Below are 26,725 nucleotides of genomic sequence, written 5' to 3' on the forward strand. Positions count from 1 at the left end.
TACGCACACTCCTCGCCTGCATGCTCGTCCTCGGCGTCCTGTGGCTCCTCACTTCGGCGTGGACGTCCGCCCACGCACGCGTCGACGCGCCCGGCCCTGCCTCCGGTGACGAGGTCCTGGCCCTGGTCGCCGCGACCGTCGCGCTGGGACTCGCCGCCTGGCTCTGCCTCGGTGCTGCGCTCGAGGTCCTGGCCCACGCTCCGGGCCGGGTGGGGCGGGTGGCCCGCCGGTGCTCGGACCGGCTCACCCCGGCTCTTGCGCGCCGGGTCGCCGCCTTCGTCCTCGGGGTCGGGGTCGGTGTCGCGGGCGGCCCGTCGCAGGCCGTGGCCGGCGGCCGCTTCCCCGTGAGCTCGGCGGCCGGCTCCTCCACGGCAGCAGGATCTCCGACCGTGGCGGACCCGGCGTTCCTCCCAGCACCCGCCGTCGCCAGCATCCGTGCTGCCGCCGCTCCCGCGGACCCTGCCTTTGGTGCGCTGGCGGCTCCGCCTCCACCGACTGCCACTGGCGTCGGGGCACCCCACCCGGGCTTCGCGCCCACGCCGGTCGCTCCGGGCTTCACCCCCACGGCTCCCAGGGTCCGACCCCAGGCTGACGCCGGGCTGCTCGGCGCCCGCTCGCACCGGGCCACGGAGAGAGAGGTCGTCGTCCACCGCGGCGACAGCCTGTGGTCGATCGCCGCCCGGCACCTGGGCCCCGACGCCGGGGACGCCGAGGTCGCCCGCGCGTGGCCGCAGTGGTACGCCGCCAACCGTGACGTCATCGGCGACGACCCCGACCTCGTCCTTCCCGGCCAGATCCTCCGCATCCCCACCCCGGACCAGACAGGACGCGTGACCCGATGAGCACCTCCGTGACCTCCCACCTCCGGCCGGTCCGCGTCCAGGGACCCACGACCCGCCGCCCACCGGCCATCCCCCTCGTCGAGGCGATGCGGCGCTCGGCCGACGCGATGGGCCACCCGGGCTACATCCAGGACGCCCTCGCCGTCGACCTCGCGGCTGCGAGCGACGAGCAGATGTTCGGGCCGCAGAGCACCGCGCGCGCCGACCTCCCCGAACCCGGGCCGTGGTCCACCCAGATCGCCCAGGCGATCGTCGAGGTGATGTCCGGACTGCGGCCTGCCGCCCAGGTCGTCCGGTGGACGACCCCGCAGGTGTATGCCGTCGTCGCCCGTCGCGGCGCCCTCGCCGCACGTCGGCGCGCCACCGGTGGTCGAACCCGGGCGCAGCGCGCCATCGTCCGCTCGGTCCACGTCTGCGAGCCCGCCGACGGGGTCGCCGAGTGCAGCGTCGTCGTCAGCGAGGGACCACGGGTGCGGGCGATGGCCCTGCGGCTCAGCGGTCAGGACGGCCGCTGGCGGGTCGAGGCCCTCCAGATCGGCTGAGAGCACCACCACACGCGGCACCCCGCGACGCAGCAGACGGCATCGGGGCGATGCGGGGCCCATCGCGCGAGAGACGCGAGGCCTCGACGGACGGCATACGAGAACGAGATCGGGTGACGCGTGCAGGTCCGTGAGGAACCCGCGCGTGTCACCCGATCTCGTCAGGCGGAGACACTCTGGCCGGAGGTCAGGCGTCCTTGCCGTGGCACATCTTGAACTTCTTGCCCGACCCGCAGGGGCACTGCGCGTTCTTGGGCGTGGACGCGAGCTGCTCGGCGGTGAGGCCGGCGACGCCACTGCTGCCGTTGCTCCGCGCACCCGGCGCGACGTCGCGCTCGACGACCTCGCCCGTCTCGGACGGTGCGGTGTAGTGCAGCTGGGCGGGCTGGCGCGGACGCTCGACGCCGACACCGGCGACCTCGACGTGCGGCGCCGCCAGGGCGTCCTGCGTCTCGGGTGCCTGCGTGCCGTCGCCACCCTCCCCACCGCCGGACGCGAGGCCGCCGAACATGTCGGAGAACTGCTGCGGTGCCGTGCCGACCTCGGGCGTCGTCGGCTGGTCGACCTGCACGTCGACGTGGAAGACGAGACCGACGGCCTCCTCCTTGACCGACTCGTTCATCGCCTGCCAGAGCTGGAAGCCCTCACGCTGGTACTCGACGAGCGGGTCGCGCTGGGCCATGGCGCGCAGGCCGATGCCCTCCTGGAGGTAGTCCATCTCGTAGAGGTGCTCACGCCACTTGCGGTCGAGGACCGAGAGCATGACGCGCCGCTCCACCTCGCGCATGACCTCGCTGCCGAGCGCGGCCTCGCGAGCGTCGTAGGCGTGGTGGGCGTCGGAGAGGATCTCCTCCTTGAGCGTCTCGGACCGCAGGCCGCTGCGGCCACCGGCCGCCTCGATGACCTGCTCCTGCGTGATCGAGATCGGGTACAGCGCCTTGACCGCGGTCCAGAGCCGGTCGAGGTCCCAGTCCTCGGCGAAGCCCTCGGCGGTCTCGGCGTCGACGTATCCCGCGACGACGTCGTTGACGAAGAAACGCATCTGCTCGTGCAGGTCCTCGCCCTCGAGGACGCGGCGACGCTCGTCGTAGATGACGGTGCGCTGGCGGTTGAGGACGTCGTCGTACTTGAGGACGTTCTTGCGGATCTCGAAGTTCTGCGCCTCGACCTGGCTCTGCGCCGAGGCGATGGAGCGCGAGACCATCTTGGACTCGATGGGCTGGTCGTCCTCCATGCCCGTCGAGCTCATGACCCGGTCGACCATGCCGGCGTTGAACAGCCGCATGAGGTGGTCCTGGAGCGAGAGGTAGAAGCGCGACTCACCCGGGTCACCCTGACGACCGGAGCGACCACGCAGCTGGTTGTCGATGCGGCGCGACTCGTGGCGCTCGGTGCCAAGGACGTAGAGACCACCGAGCTCGGTGACCTCCTCGTGCTCGGTCTTAACGCGGGCCTCGGCGGTCTCGAGCGCCGCGTCCCACGCCGCTTCGTACTCCTCCGGCGTCTCGACGGGGTCGAGACCGCGGTCCTTGAGCGCCGCGACGGCCATGAACTCGGGGTTGCCACCGAGCATGATGTCGGTGCCTCGACCGGCCATGTTGGTGGCGACGGTGACGGCGGCCTTGAGGCCGGCGTCGGCGACGATCGCGGCCTCGCGCTCGTGGTGCTTGGCGTTGAGCACGGCGTGCTTGATGCCCCGGCGACGCAGCTGCTCGGAGAGGTACTCGCTCTTCTCGACGCTCACGGTGCCGACGAGGACCGGCTGGCCCTTCTCGTGGCGCTCGGCGATGTCGTCGACGACCGCCTTGTACTTGGCCTCCTCGGTCCGGTAGACGAGGTCGGCCTGGTCCTTACGGACCATCGGGCGGTTGGTGCGGATCGGGACGACGCCGAGCTTGTAGATCGAGTTGAGCTCGGCGGCCTCGGTCATGGCCGTACCGGTCATGCCCGAAAGCTTGTCGTACATGCGGAAGTAGTTCTGCAGGGTGATCGTCGCGAGCGTCTGGTTCTCGTTCTGGATCGTCACCCCCTCCTTGGCCTCGATGGCCTGGTGCATGCCCTCGTTGTAGCGGCGGCCCTTGAGGATGCGACCGGTGTGCTCGTCGACGATGAGCACCTCGCCGTCCATGACGACGTAGTCCTTGTCGCGGGTGAAGAGCTCCTTGGCCTTGATCGCGTTGTTGAGGTAGCCGATGAGCGGCGTGTTGGAGGACTCGTAGAGGTTGTCGATGCCGAGGTAGTCCTCGATCTTCTCGATGCCCGGCTCGAGGACGCCGACGGTCTTCTTCTTCTCGTCGACCTCGTAGTCGCCCCGGCTCGGGATGCCACGCATCTGGTCGCCGCCCTCTCCGCGCTCGAGGTGCTGCACGGCCTTGGCGAACTCGCTGTACCACTTGGTCGGCTGGTCGGCCGGCCCCGAGATGATGAGCGGCGTGCGGGCCTCGTCGATGAGGATCGAGTCGACCTCGTCGACGATGGCGAAGTTGTGGCCACGCTGGACGAGCTCGTCGGTCGACCACGCCATGTTGTCGCGCAGGTAGTCGAAGCCGAACTCGTTGTTGGTGCCGTAGGTGATGTCCTTGGCGTACTGCTCGCGACGCTGGTCCGGCGTCATGTTCGCGAGGATGCAGCCGGTCTCGAGGCCGAGGGCGCGGTGGACGCGACCCATGAGCTCGGCTTGGTACTCGGCGAGGTAGTCGTTCACGGTGATGACGTGGACGCCCTTGCCCTCGATGGCGTTGAGGTAGGAGGGCAGCGTGGCGACGAGGGTCTTGCCCTCACCGGTCTTCATCTCGGCGACGTTGCCCATGTGGAGGGCGGCGCCACCCATGAGCTGGACGTCGAAGTGCCGCTTGCCCAGCGTGCGCCGTCCGGCCTCGCGGACCGCCGCGAAGGCCTCGGGGAGGATGTCGTCGAGCGTCTCCCCGTCGGCGAGGCGCGACCGGAACTCGTCGGTCATGCCGCGGAGCTCGTCGTCGCTCATCGCGACGAAGTCGTCCTCGATGGCGTTGACCTGGTCGGCGATGTTCTCGAGTTTCTTGACGATCCGGCCTTCACCGGCGCGCAGCAGCTTCTCGACGATCTTCACCACGGGTAGGACTCCTCGTTGAACAACAGTGGTCACGCTCGGCCGCCCGTCGACAGTCCACGGGACCTGCCAAGGGTAGTCGAGCCGCAGGCTCGGGCCGCACCTGAGGCGGCACTCCACCAGACTCCAACGCCGGGGCCGGGTTAATCGGTTCCGGCTCGCCGTGGCTGCGTGGTGGAATCCCGTATGCCGTTCCCCGACTCCGTGCCGATCCTCACCGACGACGTCGTGCGCCTCCGCCCCCACTCCGAGAACGACGCCGAGCGGATAGTCGAGCAGTGCACCGACCCCGAGAGCCTGCGCTGGACCCAGGTGCCGCGTGGCTACACGCTCGAGATGGCGCACGAGTGGGTCACCGACATCGCCAAGGGCTGGGACGAGGACGGTGACCGCCTCTGGGCGATCGAGGAGGTGGCGGACGGGGAGCACCGCTTCCTGGGCTCGATCGACCTGCGACCGCGCGCCGCGGGTCGCGCCGAGATCGGCTACGGCCTCCACCCCGAGGGCCGCGGCCGGGGCCTCATGGCCCGCGCGCTCAAGCTCGTCTGCCAGTACTGGTTCGACGCCGGCGGGCAGCGGGTCGACTGGTACGCCGAGCGCGGCAACATCGCCTCGTGGGGTCCGGCCCGGGCCGCGGGCTTCGAGTTCATCACGACCCTCCCCCAGCACGTCGCCCACGGCGAGGGCGGCCTCGTCGACGCGTGGTTCGGCAGCCTCGGGCGCGATGACGCGATGGAGCCGCGCACCGAGTGGGTCTCACCACCCGTCCTCGAGGCCGACGGCATCCGGCTGCGTCCGTGGCGCGACAGCGACGGCGAGAGCACCGAGGAGCCGAACCACCCGCCACACCACGTCCCCGCCGGTGCGATCCCGACACCGCAGACCTGGGACGACTGGTTCCTGAGGCGTCGCCTGGTCATGGCTCGCGGCCAGAGCTACAACTGGTGCATCGCCGACGCCGAGAGCGACCTGGCGTTGGGCGAGGTCCTCGTCTTCGTCCACGGCGGCGCCCTCGCCGACTCCGACACCGCGGAGCTGGGCTACTACCTGTTCCCGCGGGCACGCGGACGCGGCGCAGCCAGGACGGCGAGCCGACTGGCTGTGGGCCACGCCTTCCGCAGCAAGGACACGGGAGGGATGGGACTGCGGCGGCTGGTCGCCGAGACGGCCGCCGACAACGCCGCGAGCAACGCCATCCTCACGGCCGTCGGCTTCACCCGCTGGGGGCACGAGGAGGCCGCGACGGCTCCCGACGGTTCGGTGGGCCCGGCCGACCACTGGGACCTGATCAACCCATCCCACGACTGATTGCCCCACGACGAGCCGACGAGCGAAGCGAGGAGCCTCGTCGTGGGGCAATCAGTCGTGAGGAGCGACCTCGAAGTCGGCGAGCCCGAGCCACTGCGCCATGAGGGCCAGCTCCTCGTGCAGCTCACGGGTGTCGTCGGCTCCGCCGCGCCCGGCCTCCCACGTGACCCGGCGGGCGAGCAGCCGGCCCCCGGCGCGGTCGGCCTTGAGGTCGACCCGGCCGACGAGGTCCTCACCGAGGAGGAAGGGCAGCACGTAGTAGCCGTGAACCCGCTTGTCCTCGGGCACGTAGATCTCGAGCCGGTAGTCGAACCCGAAGAGCGCGCTCGTCCGGTCGCGCTGCCAGATGAGCGAGTCGAACGGCGAGAGCAGGGCCCGCGTCGCGATCCGTCGTGGTCGCCTCGCCGTCGGGTCGAGGTATGCCGGCCGCTTCCACCCGTCGATCGTCACCGGCACGAGGTCGCCGGCCTCGACGAGCGTGGCGATCGCCGGTCTGGCCTGCTCGGGCTTGAGCCGGAAGTAGTCGCGAAGGCACTGCTCGGTGCCGACACCGTGGGCCCGGGCCGCGATCCGGATGAGCTCGACGAACGCCTCGTCGTCACCCGGCCGCAGCTCGGGCGACTCGGCCACGTCGCGAAGGTGAGGGGGAAGGACGCGGGAGGGGACGGCATACCGGCGTTCGAACTGGCTCGTGCGCCCGGCCGAGCTGACCTCACCGGACCAGAAGAGGTGCTCGAGGGCGGCCTTGACGAGCGACCAGTTCCAGCCCCACTGCTCGCGGTCGCGCGGCAGGTCGTGCGCGAGGGCAACCTCGAGCTGACGGCTCGTCAGCGGACCGCGCGCACGGACCTCGGCGAGGACGGCGTCGACGAGCTCGGGGTGGTCGCGCTTGACCCGCTGCATGCCGCCCCACGACTCGTCGTGCGCGCGACGCATGCGGAAGTCGAGCAGCGGCCAGGTCGACGGCGGGATGAGCGAGGCCTCGTGCGCCCAGTACTCGACGAGCCGCCGCGGCGCCCGGTCACGCGCCCGGTCGACGAGGGCGTGGTCATAGGGACCGAGCCGCGAGAAGAAGGGGAGGTAGTGGCTGCGCGAGACGACGTTGACGCTGTCGATCTGCACGATGCCGACGGTGTCGATGACCCGCTGCACCTGGCGCGACGTCGCCGACCACGGCGGCAGCCGTGGGCTGCCGAAACCCTGTGCGGCGAGCGCGATCCGGCGCGCGGCGGTCGTGCTGAGTCGCATGGCCCCCATTGTGGTGGCCGCCCCCGACAGCCGTTCCCCACCCCCGCGGTGATCGCGCGGGCTCAGGCCTCGGGCTCGATGAGGTTGCGCCTCATGGCGTAGAGGGCCGCCTCCACGCGCGAGTGGAGCTGGAGCTTCTCGAGGATGTTGCGGACGTGGTTCTTGACCGTGTTCTCGCTGATGAACAGCTGGGTCGCGATCTCCTTGTTGGCCTTGCCCCGTGCCACGAGCGAGAGCACCTCGAGTTCACGGTCGGTGAGCCGGGGCCCGCTCGTCTCCTCCTTGGGCGGCTCGTTGCTCAGCCGCGAGAACTCCGCGATGAGCTGGCTGGCCATGTGGGGAGGGATCATCGACTGGCCCGCATGGGCCATGCGCACCGACTGGGCGATCTGCTCGGTGGGCAGGTCCTTGAGGAGGTAGCCGCTCGCGCCGGCCTTGATGGCCGAGAAGAGGTCCGACTCGTCGTCGGAGGCCGTGAGGATGAGGATCTTGGTGTCCGGCGCCTTCTCCTTGATCGCCGTGCACGCCTCGATGCCGCTGTTGCCGGGCATGCGCACGTCGAGCAGGACGACGTCGGGCTCGAACTCGAAGACCTTCTCGACGGCCTCGATCCCGGAGGAGGCCTCGGCGACGATCTCGAGGTCGGGTTCCAGGCCGATGACAGCCTGCATGCCACGACGGTAGAGGTCGTGGTCATCGACGATGACGATGCGGATGCGTTCGCCGGTCTGCCCGTTGGACGAGGCCCGCGAACCCGGCTCAGAAAGGGGCGGACTCACGTGGTCATAGTGACACGGTGAGTCCGCCCCCGTCCGCCTAATGCACAACTCCCCCAAGGGAAGGTGCGCACGTCAGGACGCTGCAGCCCGCTCTGACTGGCCCGCAGTGGCCTCCAGGGAGTCGGACGCGACATGGGTCGCGCTGCCGTTGAGGTCGAGGTGCAGGACGCCGTAGGACCAGCCACGCCGCCGATAGACGACGCTGGCCTTGTCGGTGTCGAGGTCGTGGAAGAGGTAGAAGTCGTGGCCCACGAGCTCCATCTCGCGCAGGGCCTGGTCGAGCGTCATCGGTGCGGAGGTGTGGACCTTCTCGCGGACCTCGATCGGCGAGTCGCCGAAGGCACCACCCTCGTCGTCGGAGGAGGTTGCGCCCTCGTCCTGCGGTTCGGGCGGCACGAACGCCGTCGCGGCGGCGACCGACTCGCTGTGGCGCCCGCGGCGGACCGTGCGGTCGTGCTTGCGGCGGAGACGTTCCAGCAGCTTCTCGAGGGCGACGTCGAGCGCTGCGTACTTGTCCTCCTGGCACGCTTCGGCGCGCACCACGGGGCCCTTGATGTGACACGTGATCTCCACGCGGTCACAGGCCTTGGACTGTCGGCGGTTCGCTTCGTGACTGACGACGACCTCGATGCGGCGAGTGCGAGGAGCGAGCTGCTGGACCTTCTCGAGCTTCTCTGCGATGTGCTGCCGGAATCGGTCCGAGACGGTCGTGTGACGTCCGGTGACGACGATGTCCACTTGTCCTCCTTGAGTCGGGGGGCGTGCCTGTGGTGCCTGACGAGGGCTAGGGGCGGCGGCACCACCTCCGAGGGAGGATCGGTCTCATGCACCGACGTTAGACCTGTCACCGACCCCTTTCAAGGGAGGGTCGCAGGGCAATCCCGGATGGTGGTCGGACCGCCGCCGGGTGGCCCCGATCGCCGCCGCGAGGACCAGCCCGGCGCCCGCCTCGCGCAGGGCTCGGGCGGCCTCGGCGAGTGTCGCACCGGTCGTCACGAGGTCGTCGACGACGACGCAGACGCTGCCGTCGACAGCCCCGACGTGCCGTGGGCGCACCGCCATGGCGCCGGCGAGGTTGCTGGCGCGACCGGCCGCGTCGAGCGTCGACTGGTCCCGCGTGACGCGGGTCGCGACGAGCACGTCGGCGACCGTGACCCGACCGGCGAGCGAGGCGGAGGCGGTCGTCACGAGCGGTCTGAGCGGCACGTCCCCCCGGTGCCTGCGCGCGCGGGGGGATCCGGGGACGGGCACGACGAGGAGTCCCCTGCCTCGCCGGGACGCACGCGCCGCCGGATCCGCGGCAGCAGCGGCACGCAGCGCCGGGGCGAGCCATGCCGACAGGGTCCGATGCAGGTCACGGCGTCCCTCGTCCTTGTATGCCGTGACGACGGCTCGCAGCGCCCCGCTCGCCTCACCGCGGACCCAGCAGGACGGCATACCGTCCGGTGGGGGCGACGGGACCGCGACGCGAGGTGAGGGGTGGAGGCAGTCGAGCACCGCGTCGCGGCAGCGCTGGCAGAGCGGACCGCCCGGGCGGTGGCACAGGGCGCACGTGGCGGGCAGCACGAGGTCGAGGAGGTCCGACAGCACCTCGTGACCCTGTGCCAAGGAGTGGTCCCGGCGCGAGGCCCGGCTTCCGTTCCTGTGGACGGCCGGGAGCGCCGACCCGGCCTGTGGACGGGCGGGGCGAGCGCCTCAGCGCGTCGGCACGAGCACGTCGGTGCCCTGGCCGAGCGATATCCACTGCTGGCCCGCCCGGCTGATCACGGTGTCGTCGGAGTTGGTGACGAGGATGTCGCGCTCGCCGCCTGCGGACGTGATCGAGATGCCCTTGGGGGTCTCACCGAGTGCCTGCTCCGCGCCGTCGATCGACAGGACGTAGGGGCGCCGCTTCTCCGCCGTCCCGGCCCTCCGGGCGAGCGTGGCCACGGACGTGTTGGACAGCCAGACGAGCCCGGTCGGGCCGACGAGGGTCGACCCGAGCCGCAGGGGCTCGGCGAGGCGGACCGGTCGCCCGCCCACGTCGCGGACCACCCCGGTGACCGCGACCTGGGCGTCGGTGCCGTCGTCGGCGGTGTGCAGGATCGCGACGCGGTCACCGGACGGCGAGGGTTTGGACTCGACCACGCGGCGCTTCGCGAGCCAGTCGGCAGCCACCGCCACCCCCGCGACCGGCCGTTGCTCCGCGGGGTCCCCCGCGACCGAGAAGGTCCACAGCCGCTTGCCGGAGTCCTCGTCGAGGCCCACCCCACCGACCCACAGGAAGTTGCGCGTGTCGTAGGCCGGGTGCCCCACCCTCGTGCCGAAGAAGGTCAGGGCGTAGCGGGTCGTGCCGTGGAACCGCGACAGGCCCGAGCCGTCCGGGTCGACCGCGGCGATGTCGGTGCCGTCGGCCGAGAGCGCGAGCGAGGAGTAGTCCTCGGGCACGTCGACGTTGCCCGACTTGCGGGGGTCGCGGTCGACGAAGCTCGTGCTCGGCAGGAGGTAGATCGACTCGCCCCGCCGAATCATCGGGCGGCCGAGCGGGACGACCGGCGGCGCCGGGAACCCGACCTGCTCGACGGTGCGCACCGGGAGGTCGACGTCGGGCAGCTCGAGGGTGACGTCGCGCACCCGGATGGTCACGCCCTGCACCATCGGGTCCTGGAGGAGCGTCGAGACGAGCTGGGCCCAGACGTTCTCGCGCTGGGTCTTGTCGGTCGGGACCTGGCCGGTGATGTCGACGCGGGCCACGCCGTCGGTGACCGAGACGGAGTCTGCGGTGAGCCGGGCGCCACGCGGGATGTCGTTGCGGACCGCGCCCCCGAGGTATGCCGGCGGGTCATCGAGCTGGGCGGCGGCCAGTCGCGTCGCGAGGTGGTCCGGGGGGAACCAGCGCCGGTCGGGCACGATCGCACGCCGGTCGTTGGCGATGTAGTGCAGCGAGTAGGGCTGGAGCAGCCGACCGAGGTCGGAGGTGGTGATCCACCTGCCGAAACCCTTGGGGACGTTGCTGATCCGCCATTCCCCGTCGATCCGCGCGAACTGGAACTCGACCCTGCGGGTCGCTCCGCTCCCGGCCTGGATGTAGCGCCCGTCGGTGCCGATCTTCGCCTCGACCGGTCCGGAGAGGACCGCGACGTCGGGCGTCCTGTTCGTCACCGACAGCGGAGTCGTGGCGGAGTACAGGACGACCTCGCCCTCGGGCACCCACCCCTTGTCCGCGTCCTCGGTGAGGAAGCTGCGGGCCGTGTCGAAGTTGCCGTCGCTCGCCGCACCGGCCCGCACGAAGCCGAGCACGATGTCTCGCTGGGACGCCCCCTTGGCCGGAGGCGGGAAGAACGCGCGCACCGGCTGGACGTCGCCACCGCGGACCTCGAGGCCCGGCTGGACGGGGGTGCTCGTGCCGATCCCACCGCAGGCCGCGAGGAGGCTGGCCACCACGACGAGGGCAGCACCGACGGCCAGCCGGCGGGGACGGCGGTGCGAGGTCACGTCCGCTCCCCCGGCGAGAGCGCGAGCGGTGACGAGGTCAGCGAGTGGCCCGACCGCTGGGGCAGGGTGAGTCGGAAGCGTGAGCCCACGCCGGGTTCGCCCCACGCCTGGAGCCATCCGTTGTGGAGCCGGGCGTCCTCGAGCGCGATCGCGAGCCCCAGGCCGGTCCCTCCGGTGGTGCGCGCACGAGCCGGGTCGGCGCGCCAGAACCGGTTGAAGACCATCGAGGCCTCGCCCTGCCGGAGCCCGACACCGTGGTCCTCGACGACGACGGCGACCGCGCCGTCACCCTCGCGCAGGTGGATCGTCACCGGCTTGCCCTCACCGTGCTCGACGGCGTTGACGACGAGGTTGCGCAGGATGCGTTCGACCCGGCGGCCGTCGACCTCGGCCTCGACCGGACCGGTCTCGACCACCGAGATCGTCGAGCCCCGCCTCTCGGCGAGCGGCTTGGCCGCGTCGACGACGTCCTCGACGATGTCGCGCAGGTCGATCGGCTCCAGCTCGAGCGCAGCGGCCCCGGCGTCGAACCGGCTGATCTCGAGCAGGTCGGCGAGGAGCGACTCGAAGCGGTCGAGCTCACCCTGGAGCAGCTCGGCCGAGCGCCCCACGACGGGGTCGAAGTCGGAGCGCGAGTCGTAGAGCAGGTCACCGGCCATGCGGATCGTCGTGAGCGGGGTGCGCAGCTCGTGGGACACGTCGGAGACGAACCGCTGTTGGACGCGACTCAGCCCCTCGAGCTGGCGGATCTGCGACTGGAGGCTGTCGGCCATCGCGTTGAAGGACGTGCCGAGGAGGGCGAGGTCGTCCTCGCCGCGCGACGGCATACGTTCGTTGAGCTTGCCCGAGGCGAGACGCTCGGAGACCTCGGCCGCGCGACGCACGGGCGAGACGACCTGCTTGGTGACCACCCAGGCGACCGCGCCGACGAGGGCCGTGAGGATGAGGCCGGCTATGCTGAACGCCGTCGAGATCAGACTCATCGTCTGGATCTCCTGCGTCATCGGATAGATGTAGTAGAGGTCGTAGCGACCGGCCCGGGGCACCTCGACCCCCGTGCCCACGAACACCGCCGGCACCTGCCGGCCGTCGATGAGGACGTCGCTCACCATCGTGTGCTGGCGGGTGGGGTCGTCGGCGACGGCCCGCCGGATCGACTGGGTCACCGCCGAGAGACCGACGCCACCGGACTCGAGCGAGTCGAGGACCGTGGGGTTGGTGTTCTTGACGCCGCGGAGCATGACGACGTAGCGCGAGGGCTCGGGACCGACCGGCGTGAGCGTCGACTTCATGATGTCGAGCGCGGCGAGGTTGAGCTCCTGGGCAGTCGTGCGGGTCGTGTTGTCCCACTGGGTCTGCACGGCCTGGGTCAGGGTGCGCGCTTCGTACTCGCTCGTGCTGACCTTGTCGTCACGCAGCCCGCTCGCGATCTCGTTGTAGAGGTAGGAGCCGAGCAGCGAGACGACGACGATGCCGAGGACCACCGTCGTCGACACGACCCGGAACTGGAGCGAACGGCGCCAGGTGCGCACGAGCGCACGGGCCAGGGCCACGATGCCCCGCGCGACCATCCGCAGGACGTCCATGACGCGGCCGCTGATGTGGCGCACGTGCCCGGAGAACGTCGGCGCAGGCGCAGGCGCGGACGGGGTGGGCGTGGATGCCGTCGACGACGACACCGTGGACGACGGCGTAGGTGGCGAGGGGTGCGACGACGTGGCTGACGGCGACGCTCCGGCGCCAGGTGCTTTGGCGATCGGCGTCCCCGACATGGTCAGGCCGGCCCGGCCCGGTAGCCCACGCCACGCACGGTGACGACGATCTCGGGGCGCTCGGGGTCCTTCTCGATCTTGGAGCGGAGGCGCTGGACGTGGACGTTGACCAGCCGGGTGTCACCGGCGTGGCGGTAGCCCCAGACCTGCTCGAGGAGCACCTCGCGGGTGAAGACCTGCCACGGCTTGCGCGCGAGCGCGACGAGGAGGTCGAACTCGAGCGGCGTGAGGCTGAGCGACTCGCCACCGCGCTTGACCGAGTGGCCGGCGACGTCGATCGTCAGGTCGCCGATGGTGAGGCGCTCGGGCTCGGCGTCGTTGTCACGGCGCAGGCGGGCCCGGACGCGGGCGATGAGCTCCTGCGGCTTGAAGGGCTTGACGACGTAGTCGTCGGCACCCGACTCCAGACCGACGACGACGTCGATGGTGTCGGTGCGCGCGGTGAGCATGACGATCGGGACACCGGACTCGGCGCGGATCCGACGGCACACCTCGAGCCCGTCGATGCCCGGGAGCATGACGTCGAGGAGCACGAGGTCGGGGCGGGCCTCGCGGAAGGCAGCGAGCGCGCCGGAACCGTCGGCGACGTGGCTGACCTCGAGACCCTCGTTGCGCAGGACGATGCCGAGCATCTCCGCGAGAGCGAGGTCGTCGTCGACGACGAGCACGCGACCCTTCACGGTCAGTCCCTTCCCTCTGGCCGACACGCCGCAGCACGACGTGTGCCGACGCAGTGACCGCGTCGGTGCTCCATGTTCGCACAGCGAACTGTGCTCGCCGGTCAGCCCGGCCGTGCGGGGAGTCCTCCCCATGTCCAACACTGCGGACCGGCCCTACGTTCGGACCGGGGTCGCCGTCCGGCGTCGGTCCCGGTCCGGCCGGGGCAGCCCGCAACCGTATGGAGGGGAAATCTCATGAAGCGCAGTTCCATGGGCCGCAGGTCGGCCCTCGCCGCACCGCTGGCCGTCGCCGCGGTCGGCGCTCTCGCGTTCGGCAGCGCCGCCGCCGCGCCCACCGAGGCACCCACCGCCGCGCCCGTCGCTGCCCCCGCCGTGGCGTCCGCGACGACCGCCCTGCCGAGCGTCGACATGGCCCGAGTCCTCGCCGCCGCCCAGGTCGAGCCGCGCTGTGGCGACAAGGCCGGGCTGGCCGACAACGCGTCGACGAAGCTCGTGCAGTCGGCCCTCACGTCCAAGAGCATCAGCACCTCCGTCGACGGGTGGTACGGCAACGGCACGACGAGCGCCTACGCCACCTGGCAGCGGCGACAGGGCTACTCGGGCATCGACGCCAACGGCCTGCCCGGCGTCTCGTCGCTCACCACGCTCGGCACCAACCGCTTCACCGTCGCCCACAAGGTGAGCACCGGCAGCCGCTCCTCGTCGTACGGCGGCAAGCGCGTCAACGACCGCACCCGCCAGATGCTCCAGGCCGCGGACAACCTCCTCCCCCGCTGGAACTTCAGCCTCACCCAGGGCAGCTACAACCCCGGTGGTGTCTCCGCCTCGGCCGGCACCCACGACGGTGGCGGCGTCGTCGACATCTCGGTGGGCGGCCTCTCCGACGCGCAGCGCTGGCAGCAGGTCAAGGCGCTGCGCACCGTCGGCTTTGCTGCCTGGCTGCGGACGCCGGCGCAGGGCTTCAGCTACCACATCCACGCCGTCGCGATCGGCGACCCGGACATCTGGCAGAAGGACGGCGGCCACGTCGCCCGCGACCAGGTCTGCGACTACTACATCGGCAAGAACGGCCTCGCGAGCCACGCGGCCGACAACACCCCGTCGTCCTACCGGGTCCCCTTCACGTGGTGGGAGCGCTACAAGGGTCTCTGACCTTCGCGTCGGGTCCTGACGACGACGGCCGGGTATGCCGGGAGCCCACCTCCCGGCATACCCGGCCGTGTCGTCCACTCCCCTGCGCGAGGTGGCGGATTCGCCTGTCCCGCGGCGCTGCTCAGACCTCGGCGCGCTCGGTCGCCGCGCGGGCAGCCACCTGGTCGCGCGGACCGGAGCGGCCGGCATACGGGCTGGGTCTGAGGACGGGCTTCTCGAGCAGGGTGTAGCTGAGCCACACGACGGGGACGAGCGCGACGGTGGCGACACCGACGCGCGCGGCGACGGGCAGGTCGGGCAGCCCCCAGAAGGCCGACCACAGGAGCGGGAGGTGCCACAGGTAGAGGCTGTAGCTCGCCTGCCCGACGGCGACCATCGGACGCGACTCGAGCAGGCGGCGGGCCAGACCGGACGTCCCCGGCCGCTGGTCGATGAGGACGAGGGCGACACCGACGGCAACGGGGACGTAGCTCACGCGGTAGAACCAGGAGCCGGACGCGCCCGTGCTCGGCAGCAGCACGGCGACGACGAACGCGAGGAAGGCAAGGTCGGCGATGCCGGCGTCGCGTCCACCCGTGCGTCGCGGCGATCGCGCGTGGGCGAGCGCGAGCGCCGCACCCACGAGCATGACGGCGAGGTTGCCGACCGGGAGGTAGTAGAAGGCCTTGGGAGACAACGGCATCGACGCCAGGTAGAGCACTGCGGCCAGCCCGAGGGCCACGCGCATGGCGGTGGTCGTCGACATCCCGCGCCGGCGCATCACGAGGAGCACGAGCGGCCAGGCGAGGTAGAACACCCACTCCACCGTGAGGCTCCAGGCCGGCAGCCACGCCTCCACGGGGAAGCTGCCGAAGACGTGCCAGAGCCCCGTGGTCTGCGTGAGGACGATGAGTCCGCCGACGACGGCCGCGCGGGCATCGCCCGGGCCGGCCACGGTGACGAGGACGCCCGCGACGACGACGAGGCCGAGGAGCGCCGGCGCGAGACGGCGCACCCGCCGCTTGACGAAGTCCGCGTAGGTGGTGGGGGCACGTCCGTCGGCGCGCCACAGGATGCCGGTGATGAGGTAGCCGGACAGCACGAAGAAGACGAGCACGCCGATGAGCCCGGCGCCCGGCTCCGAGCTGAGTCCCGACAGGAGCAGGAAGTGGTACTGCACCACGGCGAGTGCAGCCGCCCCCCGCAACCCGTCGAGCATGCGGGAACGGGCGTGCGGGCCCTCGCCGGTGACGGCCCGGCGACTGAGGCCGATGGTCATGTCAGCGCTTGATGAGGACGTCGTAGATGTTGATCGCCGCCGGTCCGAGGATGACGACGAAGATCACCGGGAAGATGCACACGAGCACCGGGAAGATGACTTTGACCGCGACCTTCTGCGCCTTCTCCTCGGCGAGCTGGCGACGGATGATGCGCATCTCCTTGGTCTGCTCGCGCAGTACGCCACCGATCGGCACACCGAGACGGTCGGCCTGGACGAGCGCGGAGACGAAGTTCTTCACCTCGGGTGCGGTGTTGCGCTCGCCGAGCGCCTGGAACGCCTGGGCCCGGGTCTTGCCGATCTGGATCTCGGAGAGCACACGGGCGAACTCGCCGCCGATCGGGCCGGTCACCGTGCGCGCCACCTGGGTCAGCGCGGCGTCGAAGCCCTGACCCGCCTCGACACAGACCGTGAGCATGTCGAGGGCGTCGGCGAAGCCCTTGCGCAGACTCTCCTGACGGCGCAGCCCCGAGTTGTAGACGAGGATGTCGGGCACGAAGAACAGCGCGACCGCCAGGCCGACGGATACGAGCAGGGCCTTGAGGGTGAGCCCGTCGTAGAGCGGGCCGAGCATGCCGCCCACGACCATGCCGATGCCCTTAACGCCGAAGATGCGCTCGACGGGCCACGCGGGCGGGTTGCCCGCCTTGTCGAGGTTGGTCGCCAGCCGCTCGGCGGTGCCGGACGGCGAGAGGCGGCGGGCGATGCCCTTGAGGCCCTCCTCGAAGGGCACCACGAGACGGTCCTTGGCGGCGAGCTCGGACTTCGCCACGCTCCGGCTGTCCAGCTGGTAGTTGACCAGCTCCAGGGAGCGGGCCACGCCCGTGGTCCCGGTCCCCATCGTGCCGATGAGCACGACGACGACGGCGAGCGCGAGCCCGACCAGAGCGACTCCGATCATGAGCACCATGTCAGACCTCGATCTTCACGAGCTTGCGCATCCACAGCGCGCCGACGACCATGCCGAGGCAGCTGCCGACGAGCAGGACGATGCCGGGGAGCGTGGTCCACAGCAGGCTGATGTACTCCGGGTTGACCCAGAGCATGTAGAGGAAGATGCCCACGGGAAGGGCGATGAGCACGTATGCCGTGAGCTTGCCCTCCGCCGACAGCGCCGCGACCTGACGCTTGAGCGACTCCCGCTCGCGCAGCGTGTGGGCGGTCGTCCGGAGCGTCTCGGCGAGGTTGCCACCGACCTCGCGCTGGATGCGGATCGCCATGGTCGTCCACGTGAGGCTGTCGCTGTCCATGCGGGTGGCGAGGTGGTCCAGCGCGTCCGAGATGTCGGTGCCGATCCGGTTCTCCGCCAGGGCTCGTGAGAACTCCTTGGCCCCGGGCTCGGCCGCGTCGCGGGCGACGGCGTCGAGGGCCTGGGTCAGGCTGAAGCCACTCGCGAGGGTGGTGGCGACGAGGAGCATGATGTCGGGCAGCTGGGCCTCGAACTTGCGCGACCGCTTGCTGGCCAGGACCCGCAGGGTGACGGCGGGCAGGACGACGCCGAGCACGATGCCGAGCGGCAGGCTGATCCACCAGGGGACCGGCACGAGGAACGGGACGAGGAAGGCGCCGAGGACGACCGCGACGACGCGCAGGACGAACCACTCCCCTGCACGCAGCGGCAGGTCGGCGCGCTGGATGAGCTCCATCGTCCGGCTCGTCGACTCGCGCTTGTCCATGACCTTCTCGCCGAGGCGGACGGCCGACTGGGTGACGGCGGACGGCGCCGCCTCCTGGTGGCGAGAGGCCCGGGTCGCACCGGCGAGGGTGTACATCTCGACCTCGGCCACGCGCTCGTGGCGCTCGGACTTGAACGGCTGGATGACGGCGAGGACGAGGATGAGGGCACCGACGAAGACGGCTCCGAGGGCTGCCAGAAGCGAGGTGCTCACCCCGGTGTCGACCCGGACGAGGGCGGCCGGTGCGGCGTCGAGCTCGGGCAGCACGGTGGGGCTCGCGGAGGGCGAGGCCTCGACCGGGGTCCGGACCCCGAGGTTGATCGTCGACTGCACGAGGAACGGGCGCCCCGACGCGCTGCCGCGCAGGACGACCGGGGCTTTGCCCGAGACTCCGGCGGGCTTGGTGATGTCGAACTCCACCTGCGAGTCGAGCACCTTGGCGGCGTTGCCGAAGGCGGCGCGCACGCCGGCAGTGTCGGTCGCCTGGGCCACCGAGCCGCCGCCGGCCTTGGCGAACGCGGCGAGAGCCTCGGGGTCGTTCTCGCTCGTCGTGAACCGCACGACCTCGACCCGCACCTGGGAGGTGGTGAGCGCCTTGACCGAGGCGGCGAGCCCGGGAGCGCGGTCACCGACGGTGTTGGCGCCGTCACTGAGCAGGACGATGCTGCGGTCGCCCGAGGCACCGAGCATCTTCACGGCCTCGGTCACACCACCGAACAGGGCGGTGTTGCCGTCGGCACGCAGGACGTCGACGACGCGCTGTACCGCGGACCGGTCGGCCGTGGGGGCCAGCTCGGGCCCGGCGGTGTTGCCGAAGGAGACGACGCCGATCTTGACGTCCTTCGGGGCCGAGGCGAGGAACGTCTTGACTGCGCTGCGGACCGTCTCCATCCCCGAACGGCCCATCGAGCCACTGGTGTCGATGAGCAGGACCGTCGTGCGCTGCGCTCCCTTGGCGGACTTCGACGACACGGGTGCCGTCTTGCCACCGACCGTCGCGGTCATCCCCGGGTCCAGCGAGACGGACTCGCCACCTGGACGCAGGGTAAGGACGCCGATCACGTGGTCGGCGGTCACGCGGACGCCACCGATGCTCGCCGGGAGGGGCTCGGCCGCCGTCGCCGAGGTCGCGGGCCCAAGAAGCGCCGCGCCGGCGGCGAGCGTCACGAACGCGCGAGCGAGCCCTGAGGAGAGGTTCATCGCTGCCCGGGAATGAACAGGTGGTGCGGGAGCGTGATGCCGAGATCGGCGAGGTCCTCGGTGAACTTCGGCCGGATGCCCGTGCTGCGCAGCTCGCCGAGGAACTTCCCCTCGGCGTCGCGGCCGGCGGAGTAGTCGAAGGTGAAGAGGTCCTGGAGGGTGATGATGTCGCCCTCCATGCCGATCACCTCGGTGATCTGGGTGATGCGGCGGGTGCCGTCCTTGAGCCTGGCCTGCTGGATGATGAGGTCGACGGCGCCGGCCACCTGCTCACGGATGGCGCGAACCGGGAGGTCGACACCGGCCATGAGCACCATCGTCTCGAGGCGGGCGAGCGAGTCGCGCGAGCTGTTGGCGTGGACGGTCGTGATCGACCCGTCGTGACCGGTGTTCATGGCCTGGAGCATGTCGAGCGCCGCACCGTCACGGACCTCACCGACGACGATGCGGTCGGGGCGCATACGCAGCGAGTTGCGGACGAGGTCGCGGATCGTGATCGCTCCCGAGCCCTCGACGTTGGCGGGGCGGGACTCGAGACGCAGGACGTGGGCCTGGTGGAGCTGGAGCTCGGCCGCGTCCTCGATGGTGACGATGCGCTCGTCGTCGGGGAGGTAGGACGAGACGACGTTGAGTGTCGTCGTCTTCCCCGAGCCGGTACCGCCGGAGATGATGATGTTGCGGCGTCCGCGGACACACGACCACAGGAAGTCGCGCACCGGCTGGGTGAACGTCCCGAACGCGATGAGGTCCTTGTCGGTGAAGGGATCCGCGGAGAACTTGCGGATCGTGAGCACCGCGCCGTCGAGGGCGATCGGCGCGACGACGGCGTTGACACGGGACCCGTCGGGGAGGCGGGCGTCGACGAGCGGGCTGGCCTCGTCGACGCGACGACCGATGCGGCCGACGATCTTGTCGATGATGCGGCGAAGGTGGGTCTCGTCGGTGAAACGGGCGTCGGTGGGGTGGATCTTGCCGGAGCGCTCGACGAAGATGCGGTGAGCCCCGTTGACCATGATCTCGCTGATGTCCGGGTCGCGCAGCAGGGGCTCGAGCGGGCCGTGGCCGAGGATCTCGTCGGAGACCTCCTGCGCGAGCCGGGTGCGGTCGGCGAGCGACAGCGGCTTCTGCTCCGCGTCGATGACCTCCTGCAGGGTCTGGCGCACCTGGTTGGCGAGCTCGGACTCCTGGAGGTGGGGGTCGTAGAGGCGCGGGCCGAGCGAGTCGATGAGTCCTTGGTGCACCCGGTTCTTGACCTCGGTGAAGGGGTCGACGCGGTGGCCGTCCGGGATGACGGCACCGATCGGGCCGCGGGCGACGGGCACCGGCTCCTGGGCGCGGCGGGCGGTGTCGAGGCGGTCGGCGAGGCTGCTCATCGTGATCTCCTGCTGAAGAGGCTGCGGCGTTGGGGCTCCTCCACGGGCGCACCGAAGCGGGCGCGGATGTGGGTGTCGACGATCTCCCGGAGCGCTCCGCTCACGGGGTCCTTCGGGGACTCCAGGACGAGCGGGACCCCCCGGTTCACGGACGCGGGCACGGTGTTGCTCGCGGGCACACTCACCGCGATGGGCACACCGAGGGCCTGGACCACGTCGTCGGGGTTGAGGCCGACCTTGACGTCTGCACGGTTGAGGACGATGACGCGCGAGTCCCTCGGGCTGCCCAGCGCGTCGAGCGTCTCGAGGGCGAGCCGAAGGTTCTTGACCGCCGGGATGTCGAGCGTGGCGATGAGGACGAGGAGGCTGCTGACGTCGCAGGCCGCGAGGACGTGCTCGGTGAACGACGGAGGGGTGTCGACGATGACGTACTCGTAGTTCGCCGCTGCGACGCGCAGCAGCTCGGTGACGATCTGGGCGCTGACCCGGTCAGCGAGCGAGGGGTCGGTCGGAGCCGCGATGATGTCGAGGCCGCTCGCCTGGTGGTGTGTCACCAGCTGCGACAGGCCCTCGGCGTCCAGGTGCCCGCTCATGGCCACGGCGTCGTGGACCGAGCTGCTCGGCATGAGCTGCATGCTGATGCCGACGTCGCCGAACGAGAGGTCGAGGTCGATGAGGACGGTCCGCACGCCGCTCATCGCGAGGTGCGTGGCGATGTTGGTCGACAGCGTGGTCTTGCCGACGCCACCCTTGGCCGAGAAGACCGTGACGATCCGTCCCTGCGGTGCGGCAGTACCGCCTTGGTGGCCGGAGATCTTGGCGGTGAGGTCACGACTGCGCCGGACCGCGTCCGAGAGGGAGGTGCTGTCGTCCGAGGCGACGACCTCGCGGAAGCCGCTGCGCAGCGCCTGTCCGAGAGTGGTGACGTCGAGGCGGTGGCGCAGGAGGATGAAGCCGACCTCGGGACGATCCGCGCGGACGGACTCGACGAGCAGCGAGGCCTCGTCGATGTTGACCACGGGTCCGATGACGACGAGGTCGGCGTGGGGGTCCTCGTCGAGGGCACGGTGGACCAGGGCTGCCGAACCGAGCAGGTCCACGGCACCGAGGGCGAAGTGGTAGCGCTCGGCGGCTCCTGGCTCGTTGTCCCAGAGGATGGTCATCACGGTGTCCCGTGATACTTGAAGTCGTCGGTGGAGAGGTTGCGGGGAACCGTCGTGTCGGCGCCCTCGAGGCCGAAGTAGATGTGCTTGGCCGGGTTGTTCTGGAAGTTCGCCGTGTGCTGGATCGCGTGCACGAGTTTGACCGAGTCTTCCGGCGACACCTCGACGGTGACGAGGTAGTTCTGGACCGGGGTGGCGGTGGTAGCGGCCACACCTTCGGACTTCTCAGCGTCGCTAGAGGACGTCGGGGAGGCTCCACTGAGGCTGGTCGTGCCGATGCCGATGACCTGAACCTTCGAGAGCAGAACGCTTGTGCCCTTGATGCCGAGCTCGTTGTACTGCTCGGTTGCCTTGTCGGTGCCGAGCTTCTTGATGTCGTGGGTGTCGTAGATCGTGATGAGGCTGCCAGGCGTGACGAAGGCACCCACGCGGTTGGGGTCCTCGAGGGTCACTGAGATGGCGACCTTGCCGGGCGAGACGCCGATGGCCTTCTGGCCCAGGCGCTCCGTGCCGAACGCGGTGTCGAGGACGACCTGCCCGGGGGCGATGTCGGAGAGGACGACGAGGCTGCTGTTCTCAGCGTCGATCGCCTTGAGCGCACCTGCCGGGACGGCCCGCGCCGCGACCTGGGTCCGCTTGATGAGGCCGCCACGCTCGGCGTCCTTGAGCGTCGTGCCGGAGCCGACGAGCTTCTCGGACACCCAGATGGTGGTGGGTTGCTGGCCGGCCAGGGCACGTTGGTCCGCGCTGCGGGCATACAGCAGGACGAGGACTCCACCGACCAGGGCGAGAACGACGGCGGCGGCGAGAGCGATGATGCGACGACCCATGGTGGAGGCCTTTCGAGATAGCGACAAACTCAACCGGCGGGCAGAACCGCGGTGAGGCCGAACCCGTTGCCGGGGGTGGGCGGAGTAATGGAGGTGGACGGAAGGTTGAGGACTCCCTGCACGAACCAGCCGGAGACGCAGCGGTCATTCCCCGAACATGGAACCGTGCCCGTTACCCGACTGGGCCTTTCGTCACTTCCACCAATCTTGTAGCCACTGACGTAGAAGCGCGCTACACCCGCAAGGTGATACTTGCCGTTGGACCCGTGCCCGTCATCGCAGTTGGTTGCCGGGGTAATGGGGTTGACCGGGACGTCTCGGATGCAGTTGTAGATCGGAAGGTCGATGAGCGGACCAGAGTCGCGCGCGGCCGCAATTTTGGCGCTGCAGCCACTCGGGGGGCTAGATCCAGGGTCGAACGGCGCCCAGAAGTCCGTGCCGTTGGTCGTGGTCGCGGTCGCGATGCATCCGGGTCCGGACAACCACCCGAAGCCACCCGGAGCATCTGCGCCGCTCGGACCGGCGGCGCATTTTGAATCACCGTTGCCATGCAGACGAATGACAATTTCGCGCGGAACAGCCGTGCTGCTGAAGCCGGCCGGCCACGCCGGCTGTCCGGGGCCCCCGTAGCCAGGCCAATTCCCTACCGGCGGGGGCGCATAGTTGACACCGTGATTCGTGAACCGATCCCACTCGCAAAGGGAAATGGTGAACGGCGCCAAGAAGGCCGCTGAGCTTGGGGTACCCCAAGCAGCCCTGGCGCAGGAAACAACATGCGCGTCGTCCGGCCCTGTGTCGTTAACGCGTGTGAAGGGGTTTGGAATCAGGCCCTTCGCCGTCCCATTTGCTCGTACCCGAACCTCGACATACGGCAGCCCACTGGACATTGCAGGAGGGAGGACAGGGCACTGGGCAAGGTCAGACACGCTCCCGGTGCCAACACACAGCGGAAGCGTCGTCACCAGGCCTGTAGGGGGGTTGGCTATGCACTGTCCGGAAGCCCCCGGCAGGGTGTCATGAGTCCGGTTGGCATTGTTGACCGTATTGGCATTGATGAGGTCCGGTAGGCCGTCCGCATTAACCTTGCAGTTGTTCTTCGCGCAGCTCTGTGCGAGAGCCAAAGCCGCGGCGTCGGCGGCGTTCTGAGTCTGCCGTCGTTCCCAGAAGATCTGACCGGCATCGGCCGACCAGGCAAGCAAACCCGTAACGACGAACCCACCGAAGAGCAGCGCGACGAGCGCCGCGGTCGCGCCGCGCTCGTTCCGCGCGAGCAGGTGAGCGTTCTGCCGGTTCATCCGAGGCACCTCATCGATGACGTCGCGGACGGGTTAGGTGCAGGAATGCCACCGCCGGGAAACAGCCCGGATACAGCACCGAGGGCAAGCCATTTGAAGCCGGTGACCGAGACAGTCACCGTCCCAGCCTGGGTGGGTGTGGGCACGGCCGGACATATGGCGACAGGTGTCACGGCGTGGCTCCCGGTGGACAAGGCGTCAAGACCGGGCATCGAAGCATTCGCGCGGGCGGTGACATCGCCGGCCGACTGGCGGAGGGCGACCATCCGAGCGCCCTCACGTGCTCCATTGGTGACCATGGCCTGGACAAGAAACATCCGCCCGAGGTCAATCATCCCGAAGATGCAGAGCAGAAGAAGAGGGGTGATCAACGCGAACTCGATCATCGACGCTCCCCTTTCGTTCCGACGCGTCATGAGTTGTCCTCTTGCTTGATAGTTCGAGTTCCTCGCGTGATGCGGGTCAGCTTGCAGATGGACCGAGAAGTGTCCGACGTGCCGGTAGGCAAGTGCAGAGGGCTGACGGCAGCAGCGCCGCCAGCCCTCTACACCCGTGTTCACAAGTGGTCAGCTCAAGATCAGGGAGTGGCGGGGGTGCCGCCGCCGACGCTGCCGCTGACCTTGGCGAACAGGCCAGAGATAGCCGTGCCAAGGGGCCCGACCGCGAGGACGACGACGACGGCGATGAGGGCAACCATGAGGCCGTACTCGACCATGGTTGCGCCGCGCTCGTTGCGGATCTGGGTAAGACGGGTGTGGAAAGCGATGAGCTTGCTGGACATGACGTCGTTCCTTCTGTAGTGGTGGTGGTGGTGGGTGAAGCGGTACAGCTGAGTGGAGCTGGTGTTGAGAACTGCTCAGAGGGAGCTGGGCACGCCGGTGAAGAACGTAGAGACGGCTTGGCCCAGAGGGCTCACTGCTGCCGCGACGATCGTGGCGATGAGCGCGACCATGAAGCCGTACTCGACCATCGTCGCGCCCCTCTCGGAGCGGACACGACGCTGGAGCTGGTCGAAAGCCCTGGACATCAGGCCTTCCCCTTTCGGTTGAGCAGGTACCGGTCTGCCCGGCCCGGGCCGATCTTTCCGTCATGGCGAAGATTTAGGACATGGCCCGAACTAGTGAAACCTGATTGAGATGTCTGACTAGAAGAAATGGGTCGAATGGCTCCCACGATTACGTGCACACGGGGGTTCGATGTGGTAGCAGGCGCCGTGCCATCGGTCCGTTGAGCACAAAATCCTTCCGAGACAAGCGAAGTACTACACCAAATCGTCCAACAAGTCCATAGCCGCCGATGATCATCCTTTCGCAGCATGGGATCGCGGCACCTCGGAGGACCTAGCCCTTTACCGACAAGTTTGAGGCAGGGCCATCGCCAAGGGGACATACTCGTTGGCATGCACCCACACGCCGAACTCCTCGTGGGGTCTCTCGCGCTCGGAACCACATCGATTGCTCTGACCGCGGTCGCTTCGGACGGTGGCGGCCGCCAGCTCGCTGGCTGCGCGGCACGCACTCCCGGCTTTTCGTGAGGTCCCGGCGGGACTGGGCCGTGCTCGCCGGCTGGGTGCTGGCGCTCGTGGTCCTGCGCGCAGCGCGCCTGACCGAGCACGACCCCTACTGGCAGGCCCGAGACGGGTCCGAGCGCCTGGCGGGCACGCCCCTGTCGCGGCCCGACTCATGGAGCTGGGCCGACCCCAGCGGGGTCTTCCGCCCGACCTCGCCCGCATGGAACACCGCCGTCGCACTGGGGCACGAGAGCCTGGGCCTCCCGGGGATCGCCCTCGTCGGAGCCCTCGGCATGCTCGCGTACTTCGCCGTCGCCGTCCTCGTCGCCCGACGTCTCAGCGCGAGGCCACTTCCCACCCTCGTCGCGACCGCCCTCGTCGCACTGCTCGCCCTGCCGATGGTGTCGCCGCGCGCGACTATCGTCGTCGAGGCACTGCTCCTCGCCACGCTCGCCCTCGGCCACGCCCTCACCACCGCGGCGCTCTCCCGCACTGCGTCGACGTATGCCGCGGTCGCCCTGAGCGGGACCGTCCTCGGCTGGGCTGGTGCCTGGCTGCACGTCTCGTGGACCGTCCTCGCGCTCGGCCTCGCCTGTGCCCTCCCGCTGCTGGCCCTGCTCGCGGGCGTGCCCCGGTGGCGGCTCGCCCTGGCCGCGACCGCAGGACTCGGGCTCGCGGTCGGCAGCATGCTCGGGCCCTACCGCCTGTCGGTGTGGCAGCTCCTGCTCGACATCAGCTCGGCGTCGGGTGGCCAGATCATCGAATGGCTGTCCCCCTTGACGGGCGGACTGCGCGCTCGCTGGCTCCCCGTCGCCGCCCTCTGTCTCGCGCTCGCCGGGGCCTGCGCCCTTCGGCTGTGGCTCCACTGTCCCGGCTCCCCCGGTTCGCGCGAGCGGGCACGCTGGGCGCTCGAGGTCGTGCTCGTCGCCACGAGCCTGGCCGCCGCCGTCGCCGGACTGGTCGCGATCCGTTTCCTCGGGGTCGCCGCCCTCACCCTGCTGCCGGTCCTCGCCGCAGAGCTGTCGACGGCGACGGTCCGCTGGCGCGATGTCCCGCAGCGGTCGGAGGCGTTCCGCCACCGCCTCACCGCGGGCTACTGGCGCCCGATCGTCACCGGTGTCCTCGTCCTGCTGGCCCCGCTCGCGGTCATCACGGCCCACTCACCCGGCCGCCCGGAGCCCGAGGCCGATCTCGTGGGGGACCTGCCCCGGGACTGCCGGCTGTTCGCCACACCCGATGCGGCGGGTGCGGTGCTGCTCCTGCGACCCGACGTCAAGGTCTGGGTCGACATGCGCACCGAGGTGCACGGTGGCCGGGCCTACGCCGACACCCGGCGCCGTCTCGGTGACCTCACGGACGTGAGCCTCCCGCCCGGCACCACGTGCGCCATGCTGCCGCTCGGCACCGAGCAGGTCTCGGTCGAGGGATCGTCCGAGCCGTGGCACCAGCGCACGCCGCTGGGGTCGATGGCCGTGTGGCTCCCGGGGTCCGGGGCCTGAAGGCCCCGAGAACGCGGTATGCCGTCCGCTCGGGTG

The 26,725-nt window shown here is 70.2% G+C and carries 23 protein-coding genes; 5 read left to right on the forward strand and 18 right to left on the reverse strand.

Going from position 1 to position 26,725, the window contains the following annotated elements; all coding sequences use genetic code 11:
* Positions 1–20 precede the first annotated feature (20 nt).
* Positions 21–842 carry a LysM peptidoglycan-binding domain-containing protein gene (locus ACSQ11_RS00140; RefSeq protein ID WP_436001875.1) on the forward strand — a complete coding sequence of 274 codons (822 nt, stop codon included), beginning with the start codon at positions 21–23 and terminating at the stop codon, positions 840–842.
* Positions 839–1,384, forward strand: coding sequence for an Rv3235 family protein (locus tag ACSQ11_RS00145; protein ID WP_436001877.1), 546 nt, complete (start codon positions 839–841; stop codon positions 1,382–1,384). Before ACSQ11_RS00140 ends, ACSQ11_RS00145 begins: the two co-directional genes overlap by 4 nt.
* A gap of 187 nt (positions 1,385–1,571) precedes the next feature.
* Here ACSQ11_RS00145 and secA read toward each other — a convergent pair whose 3' ends face one another.
* Positions 1,572–4,475: a preprotein translocase subunit SecA gene (gene secA, locus ACSQ11_RS00150; protein ID WP_436001879.1), complete on the reverse strand. Its 2,904-nt coding sequence runs from the start codon at positions 4,473–4,475 to the stop codon at positions 1,572–1,574.
* Between the two features lie 183 nt (positions 4,476–4,658).
* Between secA and ACSQ11_RS00155 the strand changes: the two genes are divergently transcribed.
* Complete coding sequence (locus ACSQ11_RS00155) at positions 4,659–5,780, forward strand: GNAT family N-acetyltransferase (RefSeq protein ID WP_436001881.1); 1,122 nt, start codon at positions 4,659–4,661, stop codon at positions 5,778–5,780.
* Positions 5,781–5,831: 51 nt separating this feature from the next.
* Here ACSQ11_RS00155 and ACSQ11_RS00160 read toward each other — a convergent pair whose 3' ends face one another.
* From ACSQ11_RS00160 to mtrA, 7 genes are all read right to left on the reverse strand, one after another.
* The gene (locus tag ACSQ11_RS00160; RefSeq protein WP_436001883.1) at positions 5,832–7,028 is read right to left on the reverse strand and encodes a winged helix-turn-helix domain-containing protein; all 1,197 of its coding nucleotides are present in this window, start codon (positions 7,026–7,028) and stop codon (positions 5,832–5,834) included.
* A 62-nt stretch (positions 7,029–7,090) separates the two neighbouring features.
* On the reverse strand, positions 7,091–7,807 hold the full coding sequence (locus tag ACSQ11_RS00165; protein ID WP_436001885.1) for a response regulator: 717 nt from the start codon (positions 7,805–7,807) through the stop codon (positions 7,091–7,093).
* A 72-nt stretch (positions 7,808–7,879) separates the two neighbouring features.
* Entirely contained in the window at positions 7,880–8,545 is a 666-nt protein-coding gene (gene hpf / locus ACSQ11_RS00170; protein WP_436001887.1) for a ribosome hibernation-promoting factor, HPF/YfiA family, read from the reverse strand.
* Between the two features lie 84 nt (positions 8,546–8,629).
* Entirely contained in the window at positions 8,630–9,397 is a 768-nt protein-coding gene (locus ACSQ11_RS00175) for a ComF family protein (RefSeq protein WP_436001889.1), read from the reverse strand.
* 105 nt (positions 9,398–9,502) lie between these two features.
* Positions 9,503–11,281: a GerMN domain-containing protein gene (locus ACSQ11_RS00180; protein WP_436001892.1), complete on the reverse strand. Its 1,779-nt coding sequence runs from the start codon at positions 11,279–11,281 to the stop codon at positions 9,503–9,505.
* Positions 11,278–12,891, reverse strand: coding sequence for an MtrAB system histidine kinase MtrB (gene mtrB, locus ACSQ11_RS00185; protein WP_436001894.1), 1,614 nt, complete (start codon positions 12,889–12,891; stop codon positions 11,278–11,280). The genes ACSQ11_RS00180 and mtrB overlap by 4 nt, the downstream gene beginning before the upstream one ends.
* A 164-nt stretch (positions 12,892–13,055) precedes the next feature.
* Positions 13,056–13,733, reverse strand: a complete 678-nt coding sequence (gene mtrA, locus ACSQ11_RS00190) for an MtrAB system response regulator MtrA (protein ID WP_147061772.1) — start codon at positions 13,731–13,733, stop codon at positions 13,056–13,058.
* Positions 13,734–13,967: 234 nt separating this feature from the next.
* Between mtrA and ACSQ11_RS00195 the strand changes: the two genes are divergently transcribed.
* The gene (locus tag ACSQ11_RS00195; protein ID WP_436001896.1) at positions 13,968–14,885 is read left to right on the forward strand and encodes a peptidoglycan-binding protein; all 918 of its coding nucleotides are present in this window, start codon (positions 13,968–13,970) and stop codon (positions 14,883–14,885) included.
* 121 nt (positions 14,886–15,006) lie between these two features.
* Here the strand turns inward: ACSQ11_RS00195 and ACSQ11_RS00200 are convergent, their stop codons facing one another.
* From ACSQ11_RS00200 to ACSQ11_RS00245, 10 genes are all read right to left on the reverse strand, one after another.
* Positions 15,007–16,143, reverse strand: coding sequence for an acyltransferase family protein (locus ACSQ11_RS00200; RefSeq protein ID WP_436001898.1), 1,137 nt, complete (start codon positions 16,141–16,143; stop codon positions 15,007–15,009).
* A gap of 1 nt (position 16,144) precedes the next feature.
* The gene (locus ACSQ11_RS00205; RefSeq protein ID WP_436001900.1) at positions 16,145–17,044 is read right to left on the reverse strand and encodes a type II secretion system F family protein; all 900 of its coding nucleotides are present in this window, start codon (positions 17,042–17,044) and stop codon (positions 16,145–16,147) included.
* A gap of 10 nt (positions 17,045–17,054) precedes the next feature.
* Positions 17,055–19,019, reverse strand: coding sequence for a type II secretion system F family protein (locus ACSQ11_RS00210; protein ID WP_436001902.1), 1,965 nt, complete (start codon positions 19,017–19,019; stop codon positions 17,055–17,057).
* On the reverse strand, positions 19,016–20,392 hold the full coding sequence (locus ACSQ11_RS00215) for a CpaF family protein (protein WP_436001904.1): 1,377 nt from the start codon (positions 20,390–20,392) through the stop codon (positions 19,016–19,018). The genes ACSQ11_RS00210 and ACSQ11_RS00215 overlap by 4 nt, the downstream gene beginning before the upstream one ends.
* Positions 20,389–21,555, reverse strand: coding sequence for an AAA family ATPase (locus ACSQ11_RS00220; RefSeq protein ID WP_436006664.1), 1,167 nt, complete (start codon positions 21,553–21,555; stop codon positions 20,389–20,391). Before ACSQ11_RS00220 ends, ACSQ11_RS00215 begins: the two co-directional genes overlap by 4 nt.
* On the reverse strand, positions 21,555–22,385 hold the full coding sequence (locus tag ACSQ11_RS00225) for an RcpC/CpaB family pilus assembly protein (RefSeq protein ID WP_436001906.1): 831 nt from the start codon (positions 22,383–22,385) through the stop codon (positions 21,555–21,557). The genes ACSQ11_RS00220 and ACSQ11_RS00225 overlap by 1 nt, the downstream gene beginning before the upstream one ends.
* A gap of 29 nt (positions 22,386–22,414) precedes the next feature.
* Positions 22,415–23,680, reverse strand: a complete 1,266-nt coding sequence (locus tag ACSQ11_RS00230) for a pilus assembly protein TadG-related protein (RefSeq protein ID WP_436001908.1) — start codon at positions 23,678–23,680, stop codon at positions 22,415–22,417.
* Entirely contained in the window at positions 23,677–24,066 is a 390-nt protein-coding gene (locus tag ACSQ11_RS00235; RefSeq protein ID WP_436001910.1) for a TadE/TadG family type IV pilus assembly protein, read from the reverse strand. The genes ACSQ11_RS00230 and ACSQ11_RS00235 overlap by 4 nt, the downstream gene beginning before the upstream one ends.
* 191 nt (positions 24,067–24,257) lie before the next feature.
* A complete protein-coding gene (locus ACSQ11_RS00240; RefSeq protein ID WP_436001912.1) occupies positions 24,258–24,461 on the reverse strand; it encodes a Flp family type IVb pilin in 204 nt (67 codons plus the stop codon).
* A 75-nt stretch (positions 24,462–24,536) separates the two neighbouring features.
* Positions 24,537–24,707, reverse strand: a complete 171-nt coding sequence (locus tag ACSQ11_RS00245) for a Flp family type IVb pilin (protein WP_436001914.1) — start codon at positions 24,705–24,707, stop codon at positions 24,537–24,539.
* Between the two features lie 503 nt (positions 24,708–25,210).
* On the opposite strand from ACSQ11_RS00245, the gene ACSQ11_RS00250 reads away from it, so the two are divergent.
* Positions 25,211–26,689, forward strand: coding sequence for a hypothetical protein (locus ACSQ11_RS00250; RefSeq protein WP_436001916.1), 1,479 nt, complete (start codon positions 25,211–25,213; stop codon positions 26,687–26,689).
* Positions 26,690–26,725 lie beyond the last annotated feature (36 nt).

Source organism: Knoellia sp. LjRoot47 (assembly GCF_964253435.1).
Classification (GTDB): Bacteria; Actinomycetota; Actinomycetes; order Actinomycetales; family Dermatophilaceae; genus Knoellia.